General features: G+C 60.1%; 20 protein-coding genes. 15 read left to right on the top strand and 5 right to left on the bottom strand.

From position 1 onward, the window contains the following. The first annotated feature begins 83 nt into the window (after positions 1-83). From FGA82_RS01980 to FGA82_RS01960, 5 genes are all read left to right on the top strand, one after another. On the top strand, positions 84-1,049 hold the full coding sequence (locus FGA82_RS01980) for a sulfonate ABC transporter substrate-binding protein (RefSeq protein WP_038358995.1): 966 nt from the start codon (positions 84-86) through the stop codon (positions 1,047-1,049). 25 nt (positions 1,050-1,074) lie between these two features. Continuing rightward, the gene (gene ssuD, locus FGA82_RS01975; protein WP_141125856.1) at positions 1,075-2,223 is read left to right on the top strand and encodes an FMNH2-dependent alkanesulfonate monooxygenase; all 1,149 of its coding nucleotides are present in this window, start codon (positions 1,075-1,077) and stop codon (positions 2,221-2,223) included. 8 nt (positions 2,224-2,231) lie between these two features. Beyond that, a complete protein-coding gene (gene ssuC, locus FGA82_RS01970; RefSeq protein WP_003229260.1) occupies positions 2,232-3,014 on the top strand; it encodes an aliphatic sulfonate ABC transporter permease SsuC in 783 nt (260 codons plus the stop codon). After that, on the top strand, positions 3,011-3,817 hold the full coding sequence (gene ssuB, locus FGA82_RS01965; protein ID WP_141125855.1) for an aliphatic sulfonates ABC transporter ATP-binding protein: 807 nt from the start codon (positions 3,011-3,013) through the stop codon (positions 3,815-3,817). The genes ssuC and ssuB overlap by 4 nt, the downstream gene beginning before the upstream one ends. A 106-nt stretch (positions 3,818-3,923) precedes the next feature. Further along, complete coding sequence (locus FGA82_RS01960; RefSeq protein WP_003229256.1) at positions 3,924-4,139, top strand: TOBE domain-containing protein; 216 nt, start codon at positions 3,924-3,926, stop codon at positions 4,137-4,139. A 167-nt stretch (positions 4,140-4,306) separates the two neighbouring features. On the opposite strand, the gene FGA82_RS01955 is transcribed toward FGA82_RS01960, so the two are convergent. Both FGA82_RS01955 and FGA82_RS01950 read right to left on the bottom strand, forming a co-directional pair. Further along, a complete protein-coding gene (locus FGA82_RS01955; protein ID WP_016983802.1) occupies positions 4,307-4,933 on the bottom strand; it encodes a TetR/AcrR family transcriptional regulator in 627 nt (208 codons plus the stop codon). A gap of 276 nt (positions 4,934-5,209) precedes the next feature. Continuing rightward, positions 5,210-6,586 (bottom strand): glutamine synthetase family protein, encoded by a 1,377-nt coding sequence (locus FGA82_RS01950; protein WP_007913842.1) that lies wholly within the window; start codon positions 6,584-6,586, stop codon positions 5,210-5,212. Between the two features lie 278 nt (positions 6,587-6,864). Here FGA82_RS01950 and FGA82_RS01945 point away from each other — a divergent pair, with 278 nt between their 5' ends. The 8 genes from FGA82_RS01945 to FGA82_RS01910 all read left to right on the top strand — a co-directional run bounded on the left by FGA82_RS01945 (position 6,865) and on the right by FGA82_RS01910 (position 15,679). Continuing rightward, on the top strand, positions 6,865-7,221 hold the full coding sequence (locus FGA82_RS01945) for a gamma-glutamyl-gamma-aminobutyrate hydrolase family protein (RefSeq protein WP_141125854.1): 357 nt from the start codon (positions 6,865-6,867) through the stop codon (positions 7,219-7,221). A 94-nt stretch (positions 7,222-7,315) separates the two neighbouring features. Continuing rightward, positions 7,316-8,674: a glutamine synthetase family protein gene (locus FGA82_RS01940; protein ID WP_034151968.1), complete on the top strand. Its 1,359-nt coding sequence runs from the start codon at positions 7,316-7,318 to the stop codon at positions 8,672-8,674. 56 nt (positions 8,675-8,730) lie between these two features. Continuing rightward, positions 8,731-10,095 carry an aspartate aminotransferase family protein gene (locus tag FGA82_RS01935; protein WP_141125853.1) on the top strand — a complete coding sequence of 455 codons (1,365 nt, stop codon included), beginning with the start codon at positions 8,731-8,733 and terminating at the stop codon, positions 10,093-10,095. Between the two features lie 172 nt (positions 10,096-10,267). Then, positions 10,268-11,380 (top strand): polyamine ABC transporter substrate-binding protein, encoded by a 1,113-nt coding sequence (locus tag FGA82_RS01930; RefSeq protein WP_064116330.1) that lies wholly within the window; start codon positions 10,268-10,270, stop codon positions 11,378-11,380. Between the two features lie 188 nt (positions 11,381-11,568). Continuing rightward, positions 11,569-12,666: a polyamine ABC transporter substrate-binding protein gene (locus tag FGA82_RS01925; RefSeq protein WP_141125852.1), complete on the top strand. Its 1,098-nt coding sequence runs from the start codon at positions 11,569-11,571 to the stop codon at positions 12,664-12,666. 66 nt (positions 12,667-12,732) lie between these two features. Then, positions 12,733-13,875, top strand: a complete 1,143-nt coding sequence (locus FGA82_RS01920) for an ABC transporter ATP-binding protein (protein ID WP_007913856.1) — start codon at positions 12,733-12,735, stop codon at positions 13,873-13,875. A 35-nt stretch (positions 13,876-13,910) separates the two neighbouring features. Beyond that, the gene (locus FGA82_RS01915) at positions 13,911-14,792 is read left to right on the top strand and encodes an ABC transporter permease subunit (RefSeq protein WP_171057233.1); all 882 of its coding nucleotides are present in this window, start codon (positions 13,911-13,913) and stop codon (positions 14,790-14,792) included. Beyond that, on the top strand, positions 14,789-15,679 hold the full coding sequence (locus FGA82_RS01910; RefSeq protein WP_141125851.1) for an ABC transporter permease subunit: 891 nt from the start codon (positions 14,789-14,791) through the stop codon (positions 15,677-15,679). The genes FGA82_RS01915 and FGA82_RS01910 overlap by 4 nt, the downstream gene beginning before the upstream one ends. Before the next feature lie 140 nt (positions 15,680-15,819). Here the strand turns inward: FGA82_RS01910 and FGA82_RS01905 are convergent, their stop codons facing one another. Further along, on the bottom strand, positions 15,820-16,461 hold the full coding sequence (locus FGA82_RS01905) for an HD domain-containing protein (RefSeq protein ID WP_141125850.1): 642 nt from the start codon (positions 16,459-16,461) through the stop codon (positions 15,820-15,822). A 226-nt stretch (positions 16,462-16,687) separates the two neighbouring features. On the opposite strand from FGA82_RS01905, the gene FGA82_RS01900 reads away from it, so the two are divergent. Then, positions 16,688-17,653: a GlxA family transcriptional regulator gene (locus tag FGA82_RS01900; protein ID WP_141125849.1), complete on the top strand. Its 966-nt coding sequence runs from the start codon at positions 16,688-16,690 to the stop codon at positions 17,651-17,653. Positions 17,654-17,833: 180 nt separating this feature from the next. Here the strand turns inward: FGA82_RS01900 and FGA82_RS01895 are convergent, their stop codons facing one another. Both FGA82_RS01895 and FGA82_RS01890 read right to left on the bottom strand, forming a co-directional pair. After that, complete coding sequence (locus FGA82_RS01895) at positions 17,834-20,245, bottom strand: penicillin acylase family protein (protein WP_141125848.1); 2,412 nt, start codon at positions 20,243-20,245, stop codon at positions 17,834-17,836. Positions 20,246-20,347: 102 nt separating this feature from the next. Further along, on the bottom strand, positions 20,348-20,926 hold the full coding sequence (locus FGA82_RS01890) for a DUF6436 domain-containing protein (RefSeq protein ID WP_141125847.1): 579 nt from the start codon (positions 20,924-20,926) through the stop codon (positions 20,348-20,350). 98 nt (positions 20,927-21,024) lie between these two features. Between FGA82_RS01890 and FGA82_RS01885 the strand changes: the two genes are divergently transcribed. After that, a complete protein-coding gene (locus FGA82_RS01885) occupies positions 21,025-21,972 on the top strand; it encodes an alpha/beta hydrolase (RefSeq protein ID WP_141125846.1) in 948 nt (315 codons plus the stop codon). The last annotated feature ends 153 nt before the right edge of the window (positions 21,973-22,125 follow it).

Genomic DNA, 22,125 nt, shown 5'->3' with positions numbered 1-22,125 from the left:
AGAACTTGATGTAACTCACCTTACTCAGCCGCTAACGGCCAAGCAGGTGCAGCCAAAACCCAACAGCAAAAAAGGAGAGCGCTATGCGCACTGTATTTTTGCGTCGCGGTCTGGTCGCTCTGTTTGCTGCGGCTGTCACCTTCGGCGCCATCACTCAAGCTCAAGCCGAGACACTTCGGATCGGTTATCAGAAGTACGGCACGCTGGTGCTGCTCAAAGCCAAGGGCACTTTGGAAAAACGTCTGGCTGCCCAAGGCGTCGACGTGCAATGGACTGAATTCCCCGGCGGCCCGCAACTGCTGGAAGGCCTGAACGTCGGCTCGATCGACTTCGGCGTCACTGGCGAAACTCCACCGGTGTTCGCTCAGGCGGCCGGCGCCGATCTGCTTTACGTCGCCTACGAACCGCCAGCGCCGAACAGCGAAGCGATCCTTGTGCCGAAAGACTCGCCGATCAAATCGGTGGCCGATCTCAAGGGCAAGAAAGTCGCCCTGAACAAAGGCTCCAACGTTCACTACCTGCTGGTGCGTGCGCTGGAAGACGCCGGCCTCAAATACACCGACATTCAAACCGTATTCCTGCCGCCGGCCGATGCCCGCGCCGCGTTCGAACGTGGCAGCGTCGATGCCTGGGTCATCTGGGATCCGTACCAGGCCGCCGCCGAGAAACAACTGCAAGCGCACACCTTGCGCGACGGCAAAGGCATCGTCGACAACCACCAGTTCTATCTCGCGACCAAGCCATACGCACAGAAAAACCCTGAGGTGATCAAAACCCTCGTGGAAGAAGTGCGCGCCGTTGGCGAGTGGTCGAAAGCCAATCCTGAAGACGTGACCCAACAGGTTGCGCCACTGCTAGGCCTGCCGGCGGACATCACTCTGACCTCGGTGAAACGCCAGGGTTACGGCGCGCTGTTCCTGACCCCGGAAGTGGTCGCCGCGCAGCAGAAAATCGCTGACACGTTCTTCCAGCTCAAGCTGATTCCCAAGCCGCTGAGCATCAAGGACGTGATCTGGACACCACCGGCCGCTGTGGCTAAAGCGCAGTAATTCGAATTCCTAAGGAGACCACTCCATGAGCCTCAATATCTTCTGGTTCCTGCCTACCCACGGCGACGGCCATTACCTTGGCACCGCTGAAGGCGCGCGCGCCGTCGACCACGGTTATCTGCAACAGGTCGCGCAAGCGGCGGATCGTCTGGGCTTCGGCGGTGTGCTGATCCCCACCGGCCGTTCTTGCGAAGACTCGTGGCTGGTGGCGGCGTCTCTGATCCCAGTGACCCAGCGTCTGAAGTTCCTCGTTGCTCTGCGCCCCGGGATCATTTCCCCGACGGTCGCGGCGCGGCAGGCAGCGACACTGGATCGTTTGTCCGGCGGCCGTGCGCTGTTCAACCTGGTAACTGGCGGTGATCCGGAAGAATTGGCTGGCGACGGTCTGTTCCTCAGCCACGAAGAACGTTATCAAGCCTCGGTGGAATTCACCCGCATCTGGCGTCGTGTACTGGAAGGGGAAACGGTCGATTACGACGGTCAGCACATCAGCGTGAAAGGCGCGAAGCTGCTCTATCCGCCGATCCAGCAACCGCGTCCGCCGTTGTACTTCGGTGGCTCGTCGGAAGCGGCGCAGGACTTGGCTGCCGAACAAGTGGAAATGGTCCTGACCTGGGGTGAGCCGCCAGCAGCAGTGGCCGAGAAGATCGCACAGGTTCGCGCCAAAGCCGCCAAGCTCGGTCGCACCGTGCGCTTCGGCATTCGTCTGCACGTGATCGTCCGCGAAACCAACGCAGAAGCGTGGCAAGCGGCGGATCGTTTGATCTCGCACCTGGACGACGAGACCATCGCTCGCGCTCAAGCTTCGCTGGCGCGTTTCGATTCGGTTGGCCAGCAACGCATGGCCGCACTGCACGGTGGCAGCCGCGACAACCTCGAAGTCAGCCCGAACCTGTGGGCCGGTGTCGGTCTGGTGCGCGGCGGTGCCGGCACAGCGCTGGTCGGCGATGGCCCGACCGTCGCAGCACGCGTGAAGGAGTACGCGGATCTGGGCATCGACACGTTCATCTTCTCCGGTTATCCACATCTTGAAGAGTCGTATCGCGTCGCTGAACTGCTGTTCCCGCACCTCGACATCGAGCGTCCGGAACTGCCGAAAAGCGCCGGTTATGTCAGCCCGTTCGGCGAGATGGTCGCTAACGACATTCTTCCCAAAGCCGCGTCGCAGAGCTGAGGCGCGCCATGAAAAAAATCATCCACAGCCTCGCGCCCTGGGCGTTGCCGGTGTTGTTGCTGGCGGTGTGGCAGTTGTCGGTGTCGGCCGGTTGGTTGTCGACACGGATTCTGCCGGCACCGGTGGCGGTGATCGAAGCCGGCGTGAGCCTGGTGCGCAGCGGTGAAATCTGGACGCACCTGGCGATCAGTGGCTGGCGTGCGGCCCTCGGTTTCACTATCGGCGGCAGTATCGGTCTGGTCTTGGGCTTTATCACTGGCCTGTCGAAATGGGGCGAACGCCTGCTCGACAGTTCGGTGCAGATGATCCGCAACGTGCCGCACCTGGCGCTGATTCCGTTGGTGATCCTGTGGTTCGGCATCGACGAGTCGGCGAAGATTTTTCTGGTGGCGCTGGGCACGTTGTTCCCGATCTACCTCAACACCTATCACGGCATTCGCAACGTCGACCCGGCGCTGGTGGAGATGGCGCGCAGTTATGGTCTGAGCGGTTTCAGCCTGTTCTGGCAGGTGATTTTGCCGGGTGCGCTGCCTTCGATTCTGGTCGGTGTGCGCTTCGCCCTGGGCTTTATGTGGCTGACGCTGATTGTGGCGGAAACCATCTCGGCCAGCTCGGGCATCGGCTATCTGGCGATGAACGCCCGCGAGTTTTTGCAGACCGACGTGGTGGTGCTGGCGATCCTGCTTTACGCGGTGCTCGGCAAACTTGCCGACCTTGCCGCCCGTGGACTTGAACGTGTGTGGTTGCGCTGGCACCCGGCGTATCAGGTTGCCAAAGGAGGTGCGGCATGACCGCTCAACAACCTCCACGCCTGCTGCGCGGGATTCCGCTGGCGGTGCGCAACCTGCAGAAAACCTTCGGTTCGCGGCAGGTGCTGCGTGACATTGATCTGCATATTCCGGCGGGGCAATTCGTCGCCGTGGTCGGGCGCAGTGGCTGCGGCAAAAGTACTTTGCTGCGCTTGCTCGCCGGCCTCGATCAACCGACTGGCGGCGACTTGCTCGCAGGTGCCGCGCCGCTCAGCGATGCGCGGGAAGACACCCGATTGATGTTCCAGGAAGCACGGCTGCTGCCATGGAAAAAGATCATCGACAACGTCGGCTTGGGCCTTAAAGGCAACTGGCGTCCGAAGGCGCTCGAAGCACTGGACGCGGTGGGTCTGGCGGATCGTGCCAATGAGTGGCCGGCAGCGTTGTCGGGCGGACAAAAGCAGCGCGTTGCGCTGGCCCGTGCGCTGATCCATCAACCGCGTCTGCTGTTGCTCGACGAACCGCTCGGCGCACTGGACGCGCTGACCCGCATTGAAATGCAGCAACTGATCGAACGTCTCTGGCAGCAACACGGCTTCACCGTGTTGCTGGTGACCCACGACGTCAGCGAAGCGGTGGCGATTGCCGACCGGGTGATTCTGATCGAGGACGGTGAAGTCGGTCTTGATCTGCATGTGGAACTGCCGCGGCCGCGAGTGCGTGGTTCACACCGACTGGCAGCGTTGGAAACCGAAGTGCTTAACCGTGTTCTCTCCCTGCCCGGCGAACCGCCGGCGCCGGAACCTGTTTCACCACTGCCTACGCAACTGCGTTGGGCGCAATGAAGCAGCTGCGAGCCTCAAGCTACAAGCTACAAGTAGAAGCGCTGTGCTTTTGCTTGCCGCTTGAAGCTTGTCACTTGCCGCTTATTTCGACCTCAGGAGAAATATCATGACTATCAAAGCCATCAACGTCCGTAACCAGTTCAAAGGCTCGATCAAGGAAATCGTCCTCGGCGACGTGCTGTCGGAAATCGACGTGCAGACCGCTTCGGGCATCGTCACTTCGGTGATCACCACCCGCTCGGTCAAAGAGCTGGAACTGGTGGTCGGCAGCGAAGTGATCGCTTTTGTGAAATCCACCGAGGTGTCGATCGCCAAGTTGTAAGCCGGTGAGCAAAAAACAACCCCGAACGGCGCGAGCCCTGCGGGGTTTTTTGTGCCTGGCGATCGTTCCCATGCTCCGCGTGGGAATGCCTCTTGGGACGCTCTGCGTCCAGTGACGCGGAGCGTCACGGGCTGCATTCCCACGCAGAGCGTGGGAACGATCATGGCTCAGCGCTTGGGCAGGTAAGGTGGCAAATACAGGCCGATATAAGCATCAAACACGCGCATCCCTTCCTCGGCCATGCGCGGGGTGATCTGCCCATGTTGCTGCACCGAGCGCGCATAAACCCGGTCACCCAACTCCATCGCCAGGGCAAACACATCGACATCCTCCGGCAGCCTCGGCAACTCGAAGTGATGATCGAACAGCTTGTGCATCAGATCGCCCAATTCGATGTCGTGCTGACGGTCAGCCTGAGTCACTTCGGTCAAACCATGCTGGGCAAGAATCAACTGACGCGCCGCCGCGTCTTCGTCATAGATCTCCAGCATGCGTTGCTCGACCAGCCGCGATAAATCGCGCCAGTCATGCAGGGCTTCATGATCGATTGGTGCTTGCAGGCAGGCGCGAAACGCGGCGTGGACATCCGCCGTCAGTGCTTCGAGCAGCGCCGGGACGCTGGCGAAGAAGTGGTACACAGAGGAGGGCGGAATCTGCGCGCGCTCGGCGACGCTGTAGATCGACAGACTGGCCACGCCCTCGGCAGCCAGCAGCGTGCGCGCGGCGTCGAGTATCGAATCGATGCGCGCCTGACTGCGGGCACGGGGTTTGCGGACGGGGGCGGGTCGCGTCATGGAAGTCTCCTGCGGGGCAGCGGGCATTGTACGAGCCGGCTTGTGCGTTGTCTTGTCTGCCGCTTTCGTCGGAACGCCGCCCGGAGCAAGCTCGCTCCCACAGGGGATCTACTGTGTACGCACAAGTCATGTTGAATGGAGATCCCTGTGGGAGCGAGCTTGCTCGCGAACCGCCGCAGGCGGCCATTCACCCCAACACCAGGAATTTGTGTTCGGCCATAAAAAACGCCGTGGGCTATGACAGCCGACGGCGTTTTTATCTGGTTCGCAACCCGCTTAAACGGTATGCAGATACCAGTTGTACTCAAGGTCGGAGATGGAGTGTTCGAACTCCTCCAGCTCGCTTTCCTTGCAGGCGACGAAGATATCGATGTACTTCGGATCGATGTACTTGGCCATTACCTCGCTGTCGTCCAGCTCGCGCAATGCATCGCGCAAGTTGTTCGGCAGGCTTTGTTCGTTCTGCTCGTAGCTGTTGCCTTCGACAGGCGCGCCCGGTTCGATCTTGTTGGTCAGACCGTGGTGCACGCCGGCCAGTACCGAAGCCATCAGCAGGTACGGGTTGGCGTCGGCGCCGGCAACGCGGTGTTCGATACGCACGGCATCGGACGAGCCGGTCGGTACGCGAATCGCCACGGTGCGGTTGTCCAGGCCCCAGCACGGCGAGTTCGGCACGTAGAACTGTGCGCCGAAACGACGGTACGAGTTGACGTTCGGGCAGAGGAAAGCCATCTGCGCGGGCAGGGTCTCGAGCACACCGCCGATCGCGTGACGCAGCGCGGCGTTCTGCTCGGGATCCTCGCTGGCAAAAATGTTTTTGCCTTCTTTATCCAGAATCGAAATGTGTACGTGCAGACCATTACCTGCCTGGCCCGGGTACGGCTTGGCCATGAAGGTGGTGTCCATCTCATGGTCGTAGGCGATGTTCTTGATCAGACGCTTGAGCAGTACCGCGTAGTCGCATGCCTTGATCGGGTCGGCGACGTGGTGCAGGTTCACTTCGAACTGCGCCGGGGCACTTTCCTTGACGATGGCGTCGGCCGGAATGCCTTGCTCTTTGGCACCTTCCAGAATGTCCTGGAGGCAGTCGACGTATTCGTCGAGGTCGTCGATCAGGTAGACCTGCGTCGAGTGCGGGCGCTTGCCGGAGATCGGCGAGCGTGGCGGCTGAGGGCGGCCGTTCACGTTTTCCTGGTCGATCAGGTAGAACTCTAGTTCGAAGGCGGCGCAGATGGTCAGGCCCAGCTCGTCAAACTTTGCAACAACTTGACGGAGCACTTCGCGTGGATCGGCGAAGAATGGGTCACCTTCGAGTTCGTGCATGGTCATCAACAGTTGCGCGGTCGGGCGCTTCTGCCATGGCTCGTTGCACAGGGTATCGGGGATCGGATAGCAGATACGATCGGCGTCGCCGATGTCCAGGCCCAGGCCGGTGCTTTCCACCGTAGAACCATTGATATCCAGAGCAAATAGAGAGGCCGGCAGGTTGATGCCTTTCTCGTAAACCTTGTGGAGGCTGGTGCGTTCAATGCGCTTGCCGCGCACCACACCATTCATATCCGCAATCAGAAGGTCAACGTACAGAACCTCAGGATGTTCCTTAAGGAACGCGTTCGCTTCGTTAAGCTGAACGGCACGCGGGGGTACCGACATGATGCAACACCTTTGTTGTTAAAAATATCAATCATTGATCTTTTCTGGTTTCAGTCAACCCGAACGGCCTGCCGAAGTCAAGCGAGGCCTTTTTTGCCCTAAAAAAGCGCTGTGAGGGCATTTATGGGGCACTTTCGGGCGATTTTTGGCCCTTGGGACGCTGGGCACCCGCGGGCTTGAGCAGGCCGTGTTGTATTTTTTACGGGGGTGTTGTGTAAAAAAATGAACAAGGCTAAGCTCCGATCAAACCCATAACAGCAATAATACCGGGGTGCTTCATGTCTCGCCTGCCGTTAATCGGCATCACCGACTGCTCGCAACAGTCCGGTCTGCATGCTCATCACATCAGTGGCGACAAATCCGTCCGTAGCGCAGCCAGCATGGCTTGCCGCTTGCCGATGATGTTCCCGTCCATGACCGTTCAAGCGTCAGCGTCCGATATTCTGGACGTACGGGAAAGCATCCTGTTTATGGCGTCCCCCTCCAATATAGATCGCTTTCACTCCCAAAGCCTGTGCCGCTTCTCAAGCCGTGCTCATGATTCTGCACGCCTGGACTGTGCACAGGAAATGCAACGCCAGCGTAAAGGGCAGGTAAGCTCCTCTTTCATTGTCTATGCGCGGTGCCAGGCATAAGCCGGTACTGCGCGAGCAAGCCACCTTTAACGCGACGCTCCACGCGTCAAACTTTGCCTGACATCACGTCAGGAGACTCAGCCCAGAGGCATTTATGAGTAACAACCTCGACCAGCTCACCGATTGGTTGAAAGACCACAAGATCACAGAAGTCGAATGCATGATCGCCGACTTGACCGGGATCACCCGGGGCAAGATCTCGCCGACCAACAAGTTCATCGCCGAAAAAGGCATGCGCCTGCCCGAGAGCGTGCTGTTGCAGACCGTGACCGGCGACTACGTCGAAGACGACATCTATTACGAACTGCTCGACCCGGCCGACATCGACATGATCTGCCGCCCCGACCAGAACGCCGTGTACCTGGTGCCGTGGGCCATCGAGCCGACCGCGCAGGTGATCCACGACACCTACGACAAGCAAGGCAACCCGATTGAGCTATCGCCGCGCAACGTCCTCAAGAAAGTCCTGAAACTCTATGCCGACAAAGGCTGGCAGCCGATCGTGGCGCCGGAAATGGAGTTCTACCTGACCAAGCGCAGCGACGACCCTGACTATCCGTTGCAGCCGCCGATCGGTCGCTCGGGCCGTCCGGAAATCGGTCGTCAGTCGTTCTCCATTGAAGCGGCGAACGAATTCGACCCGCTGTTCGAGGACGTCTACGACTGGTGCGAACTGCAGGAGCTGGACCTCGACACGCTGATCCACGAAGACGGCACGGCGCAGATGGAAATCAACTTCCGTCACGGCGACGCACTGTCACTGGCCGACCAGATCCTGGTGTTCAAGCGCACCATGCGTGAAGCCGCACTCAAGCACGACGTCGCCGCGACCTTTATGGCCAAGCCGATGACGGGCGAGCCGGGCAGTGCGATGCACTTGCACCAGAGCATCATCGACATCGAAACCGGCAAGAACGTCTTCTCCAATGAAGACGGAACCATGAGCCAACTGTTCCTGCACCACATCGGTGGTCTGCAGAAACTGATCCCGGAATTGCTGCCGCTGTTCGCACCGAACGTCAACTCGTTCCGCCGCTTCCTGCCGGACACCTCGGCACCGGTGAACGTCGAGTGGGGCGAAGAAAACCGCACCGTTGGCCTGCGCGTGCCAGATGCCGGCCCGCAGAACCGCCGCGTGGAAAACCGTCTGCCGGGCGCCGACGCCAACCCGTACCTGGCGATTGCCGCGAGCCTGCTCTGCGGTTACATCGGCATGGTCGAAGGCCTCAACCCGAGCGCGCCGGTGGTCGGTCGTGGTTATGAGCGCCGCAACCTGCGCCTGCCGCTGACCATCGAAGATGCGCTGGAACGTATGGAAAACAGCGCGACCATCGAGAAGTACCTGGGCAAAACCTTCATCACTGGCTACGTCGCGGTAAAACGGGCCGAGCATGAAAACTTCAAGCGCGTGATCAGTTCCTGGGAGCGTGAGTACCTGCTCTTCGCCGTCTGATACGCCGGGCGCGGTCCTCAGCGGCCGCGCCTTCACCGATAACAAGGAGAATTGGCATGACCAGCAACAACCCGCAAACCCGCGAGTGGCAAGCACTCAGCAATGATCACCACCTGGCCCCGTTCAGCGACTTCAAGCAACTGAAAGAGAAGGGCCCGCGGATCATCACCAACGCCAAGGGCGTTTACCTGTGGGACAGCGAAGGCAACAAGATTCTCGACGGCATGGCCGGTCTGTGGTGCGTGGCCATCGGTTACGGTCGCGATGAGCTGGCCGACGCGGCCGCCAAACAGATGCGCGAGCTGCCGTACTACAACCTGTTTTTCCAGACCGCGCACCCGCCGGCACTGGAACTGGCCAAGGCGATTGCCGACGTTGCGCCGGAAGGCATGAACCACGTGTTCTTCACCGGCTCCGGCTCCGAAGGCAACGACACCATGCTGCGCATGGTTCGCCATTACTGGGCGATCAAGGGCCAGCCGAACAAGAAAGTCATCATCAGCCGCAAGAACGGTTATCACGGTTCGACCGTGGCCGGCGCGAGCCTCGGTGGCATGACGTATATGCACGAACAAGGCGATTTGCCGATCCCGGGCATCGTCCACATCGCGCAGCCGTACTGGTTCGCTGAAGGTGGCGAGATGTCCCCGGAAGAGTTCGGCATCTGGGCGGCCAATCAGCTGGAGGAGAAGATTCTCGAAGTCGGCGTCGACAACGTCGGTGCCTTTATTGCCGAGCCGATCCAGGGCGCCGGCGGCGTGATCATTCCGCCCGACAGCTACTGGCCGCGCATCAAGGAAATCCTCGCCAAGTACGACATCCTGTTCGTGGCGGACGAAGTGATCTGTGGTTTCGGCCGTACCGGTGAGTGGTTCGGTAGCGATTTCTACGACCTTGCGCCCGACATGATGACCATCGCCAAAGGCCTGACCTCCGGTTACATCCCGATGGGTGGCCTGATCGTGCGCGACACCGTGGTGGCGGTGCTCAACGAAGGCGGCGATTTCAACCACGGCTTCACCTACTCCGGTCACCCGGTGGCAGCAGCGGTGGGTCTGGAAAACATCCGCATTCTGCGCGATGAAAAAATTATCGAGAACGCGCACAACGAAACGGCACCGTATTTGCAGAAACGTCTGCGGGAACTGAACGATCACCCGTTGGTGGGTGAAGTTCGCGGAGTCGGTCTGTTGGGCGCGATCGAGCTGGTGCAGGACAAGGCCACTCGCAAGCGTTACGAAGGCAAGGGTGTCGGCATGATCTGCCGCCAGTTCTGCTTCGACAACGGCCTGATCATGCGCGCTGTGGGCGACACCATGATCATTGCGCCGCCGCTGGTGATCAGCAAAGCGGAGATCGATGAGCTGGTTACAAAGGCACGTAAATGCCTGGACCTGACCCTCAGTGCGTTGCAGGGCTAAGTGCTAGGCTTTGAGCGGGGGAGCCGCGGCGCGCTCGCTCAAAGCTGTCAGAAAGGCTGGTCTTTTCTTGAAAGACCGCCTCGGATCTTGCCAGACTAGCCGCGGTTCCAGTTGTCCGGGTTCGGCCGCTGAACAAAGTGGTTCAAAAAAGAAAAATTTGGAGCATTAACGCATGAAGGCATTAGGCAAAAAGCTCGCTGGCAAGACTCTGCTCGCCATGTCCCTGATGGGAATCATGGCGGCTGCGGCGCAGGCGGACGACAAGGTGTTGCACGTCTACAACTGGTCCGACTACATCGCCCCGGACACCATCAAGAAGTTTGAAGACGAGTCGGGCATCAAAGTCGTCTACGACGTCTTCGACAGCAACGAAACCCTCGAAGCCAAACTGCTCGCAGGCAAGTCCGGCTACGACATCGTCGTGCCGTCGAACAACTTCCTCGCCAAGCAGATCAAGGCCGGTGTCTACCAGAAGCTGGACAAGTCCAAGCTGCCTAACTGGAAGAACCTCAACACTGATTTGCTCAAAGCCGTGTCGGTCAGCGACCCGGGCAACGAGCACGCTTTCCCGTACATGTGGGGCTCGATCGGCATCGGCTTCAACGCCGAGAAGGTCAAGGCTGCACTGGGCGCCGACGCGCCGGTCGATTCGTGGGATCTGATCTTCAAGCCGGAGAACGCGGCCAAGCTGAAATCCTGCGGCATCAGCCTGCTCGACTCGCCAACCGAGATGATTCCGGTGGCGCTGCACTACCTGGGCCTGCCAACCGACAGCCAGAAGAAAGAAGACATCGACAAGGCTGAAGCGCTGATCATGAAGGTGCGTCCTTCGATCGCCTACTTCCACTCGTCCAAGTACATCTCCGACCTGGCCAACGGCAACATCTGCGTAGCGATCGGCTACTCGGGTGACATCTACCAGGCCAAGTCCCGCGCGGCTGAAGCCGGTGACAAGGTGAAAGTCAGCTACAACATTCCGAAAGAAGGTGCCGGCAGCTTCTACGACATGGTCGCCATCCCTAAAGATGCCGAAAACGTCGAAGGCGCCTACAAGTTCATGACCTTCCTGCAGAAGCCGGAAATCATGGCGGAAATCACCAATGCCGTACGCTTCCCGAACGGTAACGCCGCTGCCACGCCACTGGTTGATAAAGACATCACCAGCGACCCGGGCGTCTATCCACCGGCTGACGTGCTGGCCAAGCTGTACGCGATTGCCGACTTGCCGGCCGCGACCCAGCGCATCCTGACCCGCAGCTGGACCAAGATCAAATCCGGTAAATAAGCCGGTTTGAAGCAACCACCGCTGGCCGTCGTCCCCCGCGAAGGCGGCCAGCGGATTAATTAAATGACAGAAAGTTTTGCTGGAACGGTTTTTCGAGGGTAAGTTGCGCGCCGGTTTTGTTGCCGGGCAGCCATGGCTGTCATGCAGCGCGGGGCAACTTGGGCCCAACTAATTTAGAGGACCTCCACTTGCCTATTTTTTCTTCTTTGCGCAAAGCCCTGCTGGCCACTGCCGGCCTGACGATTGCTGTCGGAGCCCAGGCCGCCGGTACGGTGCATATTTATAACTGGTCCGATTACATCGGCGAGACCACCCTGGCCGACTTCCAGAAAGCCACCGGGATCAAACCGGTCTACGACGTCTTCGACTCCAACGAAACCCTGGAAGGCAAGCTGCTGGCCGGGCGCACCGGCTACGACGTGGTCGTGCCGTCGAACCACTTCCTCGGCAAGCAGATCAAGGCGGGCGCGTTCCAGAAGCTCGACAAGTCGCAGCTGCCCAATTATTCCAATCTCGACCCGGCGCTGCTCAAGCGTCTGGAGCAGAACGATCCGGGCAACCTGTACGCCGTGCCGTACCTGTGGGGCACCAACGGCATCGGTTACAACGTCGATAAAGTGAAGGCCGTTCTGGGTGTCGACAAGATCGATTCGTGGGGCGTTTTGTTCGAGCCGGAGAACATCAAGAAGCTGCAAAGCTGCGGCGTGGCATTCCTCGATTCGGCGGATGAAATGATGCCGACCGTGCTCAACTACCTGGGCCTGAATGCCAATAGCACCAACCCCAAGGACTACGAAAAAGCCACCGACAAGTTGCTCGCGGTGCGCCCTTACGTGACCTACTTCCACTCTTCGAAATACATCGGTGACCTGGCCAACGGCGACATCTGCGTGGCCATCGGTTTCTCCGGCGATATCTTCCAGGCGAAGAACCGCGCAGCCGAAGCCAAGAAGGGCGTGAACATCGCCTACGCGGTGCCGAAAGAGGGCGGCGCCTTGTGGTTCGACATGCTGGCAATCCCCAAGGACTCGTCGAACGTGAAGCAGGCCCATGCCTTCATCAACTATCTGCTGAAACCTGAGGTGATCGCTCAGGTCAGTGATTACGTCGGTTACGCCAACCCCAACCCGGGTTCGGACAAGTTGATGGAACAATCCATCCGCACCGATGCGTCGGTGTACCCACCGCAGGCCGTTATCGACAAAGCTTACGTGTCGATCGAGTTGCCACCGAACATTCAGCGCCTGATGACCCGCAGCTGGACCAAGGTCAAGTCGGGGATGTAAGGCACACACTATCCTGGGTTCGCCTTGCGGGGCGGACTGCATTGTTTTTTTCTGGGAGTTTCGTAAATGGCAGTTGCCTCCGGCGCCTATAAGAAAGCCCTCGAGGGCGACCAGACACCGAAACAGGTGTTGGTCAAAATCGACCGGGTCACGAAGAAGTTCGACGAGACGATTGCCGTGGACGATGTGTCCCTGGAAATCAAAAAGGGCGAAATCTTCGCTCTGCTCGGCGGTTCGGGATCGGGCAAATCTACCCTGCTGCGGATGCTGGCAGGGTTCGAACGGCCCACGGAGGGGCGCATTTTCCTCGACGGCGTCGACATCACCGACATGCCGCCGTACGAGCGACCGATCAACATGATGTTCCAGTCGTACGCCTTGTTCCCGCACATGACCGTGGCGCAGAACATCGCCTTCGGCCTCAAGCAGGACAAGATCCCGGCCGCTGAAGTCGATGCTCGCGTGGCCGAAATGCTCAAGCTCGTGCAGATGAGTCAGTACGCCAAGCGCAAGCCGCATCAACTGTCCGGCGGTCAGCGTCAGCGTGTGGCACTGGCCCGTTCCCTGGCCAAGCGGCCGAAGTTGTTGCTGCTCGACGAACCGATGGGCGCACTGGATAAAAAACTGCGTTCGCAAATGCAGCTGGAGCTGGTCGAGATTATCGAGCGCGTCGGCGTGACCTGCGTAATGGTGACCCACGACCAGGAAGAGGCCATGACCATGGCCGAGCGCATCGCGATCATGCACCTGGGCTGGATCGCGCAGATCGGCAGCCCGATCGACATCTACGAAACCCCGACCAGCCGTCTGGTCTGCGAATTCATCGGTAACGTCAACATCTTCGAAGGCGAAGTGATCGACGACGCCGAAGGCCACGCGACCATCACTTGCAAAGACCTCGACCGGCAGATCTACGTCGGCCACGGCATCAGCACCTCGGTGCAGGACAAATCGGTGACCTACGCGATCCGTCCGGAGAAGCTGCTGGTCACCGCCGACCAACCGACCTGCGAATACAACTGGTCGAGCGGCAAAGTCCACGACATCGCCTACCTCGGCGGTCACTCGGTGTTCTACGTTGAATTGCCGAGCGGCAAACTGGTGCAGTCCTTCGTCGCCAACGCCGAACGTCGCGGCGCGCGTCCGACCTGGGGTGATCAGGTCTACGTGTGGTGGGAAGACGACAGCGGCGTGGTACTCCGCTCATGAACATGCGCAAATTCAAACGCCGTATCAACCGAATAATCCCCAATGGCCGGCAACTGGTCATCGGGGTTCCGTTCATCTGGCTGTTTCTGTTCTTCATGTTGCCGTTCTTCATCGTCCTGAAGATCAGCTTCGCCGAAGCCGACGTGGCCATCCCGCCGTACACCGAGATCTACACCTACGCCGAGCAAAAGCTGCAACTGCTGCTGAACCTGGGCAACTACGCGATGCTGGCGGGCGACGAGTTGTACATCGCCGCTTACCTCGGCTCGTTGAAAATGGCGCTGATCAGCACCATCCTCTGTCTGGTGATCGGCTACCCGATGGCCTACGCCATCGCCACCGCCCGTAAAGAGATGCAAACGGTGCTGGTGCTGCTGATCATGATGCCGACCTGGACGGCGATCCTGATCCGCGTTTACGCGTGGATGGGCATCCTCAGCAACAACGGCCTGCTCAATGGTTTCCTGATGAGCATGGGCTTTATTGACGAGCCGCTGCAGATCCTCAACACCAACCTCGCGGTGTACATCGGCGTCGTTTATTCGTACCTGCCGTTCATGATCCTGCCGCTGTACGCCAACCTGGTGAAGCACGATCAAAGCTTGCTGGAAGCCGCTTCCGACCTCGGTTCGAGCACCTTCAACAGCTTCTGGAAAATCACCATTCCGCTGTCCAAGAACGGCATTATTGCCGGCTGCATGCTGGTGTTCATCCCGGTTGTCGGTGAGTTCGTGATCCCGGAACTGCTCGGCGGTCCGGAAACCCTGATGATCGGTAAAGTCCTCTGGCAAGAGTTCTTCAATAACCGTGACTGGCCGGTGGCGTCCGCGCTGGCGGTGGTGATGCTGGCGATCCTGATTGTGCCGATCATTCTGTTCAACCGCAGTCAGGCCAAGGAAATGGAGGGTAAAGAATGAAGCGCTTCCGTTTCTCCAGCCTGATGCTGGTCATCGGTTTGTTGTTCATCTACCTGCCGATGCTGATCCTGGTGATCTACTCGTTCAACGCCTCCAAGCTGGTGACGGTGTGGGGCGGCTGGTCGATCAAGTGGTACGTCGGCCTGCTCGACAACACGCAACTGATGGGCTCGGTGTTGCGCTCGCTGGAAATCGCCTGCTACACCGCCGTAGCGGCAGTGGCATTGGGCACCCTGGCGGCGTTCGTACTGACCCGCATCACCCGCTTCAAGGGCCGCACGCTGTTCGGCGGTCTGGTGACGGCGCCGTTGGTGATGCCGGAAGTGATCACTGGTCTGTCGCTGTTGCTGCTGTTCGTGGCCATGGCGCAGATGATCGGCTGGCCGCAGGAGCGTGGCATCGTCACCATCTGGATCGCCCACACCACATTCTGTGCGGCGTATGTGGCGGTGGTGGTGTCGGCGCGTCTGCGTGAGCTCGACCTGTCGATCGAAGAAGCGGCGATGGACCTCGGTGCACGGCCGTGGAAGGTGTTCTTCCTGATCACCATTCCGATGATCGCGCCATCGCTGGCGGCGGGGGGCATGATGTCGTTCGCGCTGTCGCTGGATGACCTGGTACTGGCGAGCTTCGTCTCCGGGCCGGGTTCGACGACCCTGCCGATGGAAGTGTTCTCGGCGGTGCGTCTGGGCGTGAAGCCCGAGATTAACGCCGTGGCCAGTCTGATTCTGCTGGCGGTGTCGATCGTGACCTTCATGGTCTGGTTCTTCAGCCGCCGCGCCGAAGAAGCGCGCAAAAAAGCCATCCAGCAAGCCATCGAAGAAAGCGCTGCCGATTCTTGGAAACAGCCGGACGTGCGTCGCGCGCCAAGCCCGGAGGCTGCGTAAGCACTAATGGGTTGGCCTCATTCTCGAGGCCAACCCAATTCAAACTGTAGGAGTGAGCCTGCTCGCGATAGCGGAGTGTCAGTCAGGAAATTTCCAACTGACAGGAAGCCATCGCGAGCAGGCTCACTCCTACATGGGTTTTATGCAGTCCAGGGAGAGTTGCGGATGACTTCAACGAAGTTCATCGGCTTGAACCCCGGCTCTTGATCCTTCAGCACGTCAGTCTTCACATTGCCGAACGTGGTCTGCGGACGATGACGCAAGCCATCGGCAAACGCGCAGATGATGCACTCCTTGAAACCTTCCCCACGCGGGTGCGCATGCACCACCGCCTCGCGCTGCACGGTGCTGAAGGCTGCGTAATCCATACCCAGCACGTCCATTTCCACACCAGCGGTCACCAGCGCCACGGTTGGGCGCAGATGCTTGGGCACGCCCGGCGTGGTGTGCAAGGCAATCGACAGCCACACCTGTTCGATGTCGTCATCACTCAACCCGTAGGGTTTGAGAAACGCCGCCGCCGCGTTGGCACCGTCCACTTCGAAACGCTCGTCATCACTGCGATGACCTTCGACCAGACCGAGGTCGTGGAACATCGCACCGACGTAAAGCAGTTCCGGATCGTAGGCAAGTTGCTGGCGCTCGCCGCTCAATGCACCGAACAGAAAGACCCGGCGCGAGTGGTGGTAGAGCAGGTCGGATTCGATGTCGCGGATGTATTCGGTGGTGGCGCGGGCGAGGGCGCTGTCGGGGATTTTGATGCCGGCGATGGTTGTGGTCATGGGAGGTTTCCTCACTAAAACGCCGTTGTGGCGCTGATGGGGAAAGTCTGTTCCCGATGCTGAAAGGGGACAATCGACGCATGGCTGCGATCCTTGCCATTCGACGCGCAAATCGTGCCAAGCTAAAAAGATCGCAGCCTGCGGCAGCTCCTACATGGGAACGCGGACACCTGTAGGAGCTGCCGAAGGCTGCGATCTTTTGCTCTTAAAGGGGGAATCCACAGCCATGAACAAAACCGTCGCCATCGTGGTGTTCGCAGGCGTGCAGTCACTGGATGTCAGCGGCCCCATGGATGTGTTCGCCGAGGCCAATCGCTTCTTGGCCGCCGAGGATCACTATCGGCTCGAAGTGATCGGCGTCGAACGCGGCCCGATGGCCTGCTCCAACGGGTTGAACCTGAATGCCCATTGGCATTTCAGCGAAGCACTAGATGCCTACGACCTGTTGCTGGTCGCTGGCGGGCCGCAATTGCCGTTCATGGATTTCGGTGCGCCATTCGACGCTTGGCTGCGCGAGGCCTGCGCACGGGCGCAGCGTTTCGGCTCGATTTGCAACGGTGCGTTCATGTTGGCACGGGCGGGATTGCTGGAGGGGCGCAGTGTCACCACCCATTGGAACGATGCCGAGGCGTTGGCGCAGTTGTGTCCGTCAACGCAGGTCGAAGCCGATCGCTTGTATGTCGAGGACGGCACGCTCTACACCTCGGCGGGGGTCACGGCGGGAATTGATCTGTCGCTGTATCTGCTGGCGCGTGATCACGGTGCTGAAGTGGCGCTAAGCGTGGCTAAACGGCTAGTGGTGTTCACCCAGCGGTCTGGTGGCCAGTCGCAGTTCAGCCCGTTCCTCACGCCGCACGCGGAACCAACGTCGGCGGTGGCGCTGGTGCAGTTGTATGTGCTGGCCAATCTCACTGGCGACCTGACGATTGCTGATCTGGCCAATGCGGCAAACATGAGTGCGCGTAACTTTTCTCGGGTGTTTGCTCGGGAGGCGAAGGTGACGCCGGCGGAGTTCGTCGAGCGAGCGCGGGTGGATGCGGCGCGGGTGATGCTGGAGAGCACGGCGGCACCGTTGAAGACTGTGGCGTATCAGTGCGGGTTTCGTGACGCGCAACATATGCGCGGGGTGTTTAACCGGCGGTTGGGGGTGACGCCGCAGCAGTTTCGGCTGAATTTTGCGGCGATGGTTTGACCCTCACCCCAGCCCTCTCCCAGAGGGAGAGGGGGCCGATTCGGGGATATTGGGGAGATACGCCGACGTGATGTTGCTGTACCGAATCCATAATCGACTCGATCTCTCAGGTCGGTGCATAGCGAAAGACACCTCGGTCAGTCCCCTCTCCCTCTGGGAGAGGGCTAGGGTGAGGGGCTTTTAAGGCGCTGCCCGTGCCGGCAAAAGCTTCAACGTACTGCGCGTATTCGCTGTCACCTCTTCGTCGTTGAAATGCGCTTGCACATATATCCCGTCGACATACGCCTCAGCCTGATCGTCATAGTGGCTGTCGAACGCCACACCGCTCTGCCCGACCGGGTTAATCGTCAACCCATGCGCCGGATCGGCAAAATCCACCAAGCGCCGTGTCGACGGCCCATAAGTCACCGGCCATGGCGCCGGGCCGATCTTCGCCGACAGATTGTTCGGCACTTCATGACTGCCCGGCGCCGCAAACGGCCCGACATTGAAAATCCGATCCAGCGGCTTCTGCTGTCCCAACGGATGGCCGTGAGTCAGCGTATGCGCCGCGCCCCATTTCCACTCGGCAGAGTTATCGCCCAGGGTCTGCTTCAAGTGCTGCATGCTCGCCTGCCACGCTGTGCGCACGACATCGGCGCGGGTCTCTTTGGCCGGCGTGTTGCGGTTATCCCACCACGGTGAGTCGGCGTTCGCCGCCAGCTTCGGCAGCGCCGCGTCGATCACCCGCGTCGATAGCAAGGTGTCGAAAAAGTCATTGCCCAACTCATCGCGCATCGCCGCATCGGCCAGGTCGTAGAGAAACTGGTTGAACACCGTCGCACTGACCGAATCCAGCGGATAGTCGCCCGGCCATTGCGCCAGTTGCTCGACCAGTTTCAGTTGCGCCGGATCGCTGACCACCTCGCGCAACACCGGCAGCAACGGTGCGAGCAAGCGTGGGCCATAACCGGTCGCCGTGCCCAGTTGCAGTTTCTGATTGGCTTCGTTGGTCCACTTCACGTTCTTGTCGCTGAGCTGGCGATTGAGTTGCTGCCCGCGATCGGCAAGGTTGTAGTAACCAGGAATCTCCATGCCGGTCGGCGACACGGGCTGGAAGTTGGCCGAGACGATGTAGCCGCGTGCCGGATTCTCTTCCTGCGGGTTGGCGCTGAACGGGTAGAAACCGTCCTTGTCGGCCTGATTGCTGCTGCCGTCGAGAATGAACTCCGGTCTGACTCCGGCCGGGCGCTTGGGCAGTAATGCCGAGGCCCACCAGGCGATGTCACCCTTGGCGTTGGCGTAAACCAGGTTCAGCCCTGGTGCCTGCACTTTCGCCGCAGCGGCGCGGGCCTTGGCCAAGGTGTCGGCACGGTTGAGCTGGTAGAAACCTTCGAGGATCGGGTTCGGCGTTTCGAGAAAGGCCCACCACATCGCAATCGGGGTTTTGCCGGCAGCGGTGCCCAAGGCATCGTTGACGATCGGGCCGTGGGGCGACTGGCGCAGGGTGAGGGTCACCGGCGTCTGGCCTTTCACGTTGATCTGCTGCTCGGTGACGACCATGTCGGTCCATTGGCCGCGATACCAGACCTGATTCGGGTTGTCCGGGTTGACCTTCTCGGCAATCAGATCGAGATCGTCGTTCTGGAACATGGTCAGGCTCCAGCCGAAATCGAGGTTGTGGCCGAGAAAGGCAAACGGCACCAGCGCTTGATGATGGCCGTACAACTCAAAACCCGGCGCCGACAATTGCGCCTCGTACCACACCGACGGCACCGAGAAGCGAATATGCGGGTCACCGGCCAGCAGCGGTTTGCCGCTCTGGCTGCGGCTGCCCGCGATGACCCAGGCGTTGCTGCCTTCGAACTGCGGCAGGCCGTTGTCGATCAGCGCTTGTTCGCTGAGGCGGGCGAGGGCATTGAGGTCTTTCCAGTCGCCGGCGGCGAGGGCCGGCGCAGGCTTGGCGTGACCGTTGACCAGTACACCTTTGGGCTGCCAGTCGAGGTCGAACACGTTAAGGTAATCGGCGCCGAGCTGATCGCGCACGTAGGTCAGCAGCGGCTCGGTGCGAAATGCGGCGGCAAAGCTGTAGGCCATGTAGCCGGCGACGCTGATGCTGTCTTCTGCCGTGAACGGCCGCTTGGGGATGCCCAGCACGTCGAACTCGATCGGTGCGGCGTGGCTGTCCTGATACTGGTTGATGCCATCCAGATAGGCTTGCAGGCCCTTCCACGCTGGCGACTGTTTATCGAGACTGGCGACATAACTGGCCGCGCGCTCACGGATGCGCAGGCTGCGGAACAGTTTGTCGGTGTCGAGCAGCTTCGGCCCGAGCACTTCGGCCAGTTCGCCCCGGGCGAGGCGACGCATGGCTTCCATCTGGAACAGCCGGTCCTGGGCATGCACGTAGCCGAGGGCGCGGTAGAGATCGGTTTCGTTCTCGGCACGGACGTGCGGCACGCCGCGTTCGTCGTAGCGTACGGTTACCGAACCTTGCAGATTGCGCAGTTCGACCTGGCCCTGGCGCGTCGGTTGTTTGCTGTAGACATACCAGCCGACGCCGGCAAGCAGAACAACGATGAGCAAGCCAGTTACGGTGAACACGCGCTTCATGGTGACTCCTTGTGCATGCGGGATTGCCGCCCGTCGGGCTGCAAACAATTAGCACAGACCTTCTGTGCCGTGCAGCGCTGTCCTTGAAAAGTCCGGAATGCCTTACTTCGCCTCCACCGGCCACGGGCAGTAGCAACCGACCGCCAGGGTGTGCGTGGCATTGACCGGACGATCTTGCGTCAGGGCATTCAAAATCGGTTCGATAAAGCTGTTGCTGGAGTTGCAGGTCAGGCCTTCGCTGTACGGGCCGAAGTACGCCAGCTTGCCGCTGCGGTCCCAGATCGCCACGGCCGGGCTGGCCGGCACCTGTTCGGAGCCGGGCAATATGGTGATGGTTTTCAGGCTGCTGAGGGTCGCGGGTAACTGGCCGTGGCTGCCAGTTTTTTGCACGGCGAAGAACTCAACGCCTTTGGCGCCGAACTGCTCGACCATCTCGGTCAGGTGCTGCTGATTACCGACGTTGCACGGACAGGCCGGGTCCCAGAAGTGCACCAGGCGGATCTTGCCGGGACCGGCGAGATTGTCCGGCAGGCGCAGCGGATCACCGGAAAACACCGCCGTGTGTTCACTGAACGCACGCAGATAACGCCCTTGAAACCAGTCATACGCCGCCCACAGCACCCCGGCGCAAATCAGCGCGAGCAGGCTGGCAAACAGTGCGGTGCGGTAGGGCGAACGCATGGATTTGGTTCCTCAGAGGCGGGCTAGCTTGCCATGCTTGCTCCGACAGATGAATATCGCAGGCCGATAAAGTCTGTTTACCGCTTTGGAATTGCCTTATGTCTGCCACTTTCGACCCTGATCAAATCCGCGCGAGCCTCAAGCCTTTGGCCGAGTGGCAGCCGTTGTCGGACGAGGCGAAGGCGTACCAGCAGTTCTATAAAACCGATTTCCCCCATCGCGATGTCTGGCGTGGCATGGGCCGTTTCGAAGTCGACGGTTATGAGTTGGTCAGCCATTGCTGGTGGCCGGAGAAGGTCAAGGCGACGCTGTTTCTGCTGCACGGCTACTACGATCACGTCGGGCTCTACCGGCATGTCATCGAGTGGGCGCTGGATCAGGACTTCGCGGTGATCGCCTGCGACTTGCCGGGCCATGGTCTGTCGAGCGGGCCACGCGCAAGCATTCGCGATTTCTCTGAATATCAGGACGTCCTGCAAGCGTTGTTCGCCGAGGCGCAGTCGATCGCGCTGCCGCAGCCGTGGCATCTGTGCGGGCAGAGCACCGGCGGGGCGATTGTGGTCGATCACTTGCTCAACCATGGCGAAAACAGCCCGGCACAGGGCCAGGTGATTTTGATGGCGCCGCTAGTGCGCCCGCGGGCGTGGGGTTGGTCGCAGCTCAGTTATTACCTGCTCAGACCTTTTGTCAGAGGCGTCGCGCGACGCTTCAGCGAGAACTCCAACGATCCGGATTTCCTGCCGTTTCTCCAGGCCGATCCGTTGCAGCCGCGACGCTTGCCAACCAAGTGGGTGGGGGCGTTATCGCGCTGGATCATTCGCGTCGAGCACGCGAAAAAAAGTCCGCGACGGCCACTGATCATTCAGGGGCAGGCGGACATGACGGTCGACTGGCAGCACAATTTGCAGGTGATGAAGTGGAAGTTCGACCGGCCGCAGATCTTGCTGCTGGCCGAGGCGCGGCATCATCTGGCGAATGAGACGGTGGAGATGCGGGAAGAGTATTTCGAGTTCTTGAGCAAGCGGATCAGGGGCCGGAATCTCTAGCGCTTGTGAGGGCCCCTTCGCGAGCAAGCTCGCTCCCACAGGGGAGTCGGGGTGTTCACAAATGTTGTTTCCACTGAAGATCCAGTGTGGGAGCGAGCTTGCTCGCGAAGGCGGCTTATCGGGCGACGAAGATCACTGCCCGACCGCCAACCC

Origin of the sequence: Pseudomonas fluorescens (assembly GCF_005938625.1) — a bacterium.
GTDB lineage: Bacteria > Pseudomonadota > Gammaproteobacteria > Pseudomonadales > Pseudomonadaceae > Aquipseudomonas > Aquipseudomonas fluorescens_BD.
Note: the sequence above shows the minus strand (reverse complement) of the source record. Positions and strands in the feature narration are given on the sequence as shown.

What these genes read in the sequence shown, in the direction of transcription:
- FGA82_RS01935 (WP_141125853.1), top strand. Translation starts at nt 8,731, where the DNA reads ATGACCAGCAACAACCCGCAAACCCGCGAGTGGCAAGCACTCAGCAAT.
- FGA82_RS01895 (WP_141125848.1), bottom strand. Translation starts at nt 20,245, where the DNA reads ATGAAGCGCGTGTTCACCGTAACTGGCTTGCTCATCGTTGTTCTGCTT.
- FGA82_RS01905 (WP_141125850.1), bottom strand. Translation starts at nt 16,461, where the DNA reads ATGACCACAACCATCGCCGGCATCAAAATCCCCGACAGCGCCCTCGCC.
- FGA82_RS01960 (WP_003229256.1), top strand. Translation starts at nt 3,924, where the DNA reads ATGACTATCAAAGCCATCAACGTCCGTAACCAGTTCAAAGGCTCGATC.
- FGA82_RS01955 (WP_016983802.1), bottom strand. Translation starts at nt 4,933, where the DNA reads ATGACGCGACCCGCCCCCGTCCGCAAACCCCGTGCCCGCAGTCAGGCG.
- ssuC (WP_003229260.1), top strand. Translation starts at nt 2,232, where the DNA reads ATGAAAAAAATCATCCACAGCCTCGCGCCCTGGGCGTTGCCGGTGTTG.
- FGA82_RS01900 (WP_141125849.1), top strand. Translation starts at nt 16,688, where the DNA reads ATGAACAAAACCGTCGCCATCGTGGTGTTCGCAGGCGTGCAGTCACTG.
- ssuB (WP_141125855.1), top strand. Translation starts at nt 3,011, where the DNA reads ATGACCGCTCAACAACCTCCACGCCTGCTGCGCGGGATTCCGCTGGCG.
- FGA82_RS01885 (WP_141125846.1), top strand. Translation starts at nt 21,025, where the DNA reads ATGTCTGCCACTTTCGACCCTGATCAAATCCGCGCGAGCCTCAAGCCT.
- FGA82_RS01980 (WP_038358995.1), top strand. Translation starts at nt 84, where the DNA reads ATGCGCACTGTATTTTTGCGTCGCGGTCTGGTCGCTCTGTTTGCTGCG.
- FGA82_RS01940 (WP_034151968.1), top strand. Translation starts at nt 7,316, where the DNA reads ATGAGTAACAACCTCGACCAGCTCACCGATTGGTTGAAAGACCACAAG.
- FGA82_RS01930 (WP_064116330.1), top strand. Translation starts at nt 10,268, where the DNA reads ATGAAGGCATTAGGCAAAAAGCTCGCTGGCAAGACTCTGCTCGCCATG.
- FGA82_RS01910 (WP_141125851.1), top strand. Translation starts at nt 14,789, where the DNA reads ATGAAGCGCTTCCGTTTCTCCAGCCTGATGCTGGTCATCGGTTTGTTG.
- FGA82_RS01920 (WP_007913856.1), top strand. Translation starts at nt 12,733, where the DNA reads ATGGCAGTTGCCTCCGGCGCCTATAAGAAAGCCCTCGAGGGCGACCAG.
- FGA82_RS01945 (WP_141125854.1), top strand. Translation starts at nt 6,865, where the DNA reads ATGTCTCGCCTGCCGTTAATCGGCATCACCGACTGCTCGCAACAGTCC.
- FGA82_RS01890 (WP_141125847.1), bottom strand. Translation starts at nt 20,926, where the DNA reads ATGCGTTCGCCCTACCGCACCGCACTGTTTGCCAGCCTGCTCGCGCTG.
- FGA82_RS01950 (WP_007913842.1), bottom strand. Translation starts at nt 6,586, where the DNA reads ATGTCGGTACCCCCGCGTGCCGTTCAGCTTAACGAAGCGAACGCGTTC.
- ssuD (WP_141125856.1), top strand. Translation starts at nt 1,075, where the DNA reads ATGAGCCTCAATATCTTCTGGTTCCTGCCTACCCACGGCGACGGCCAT.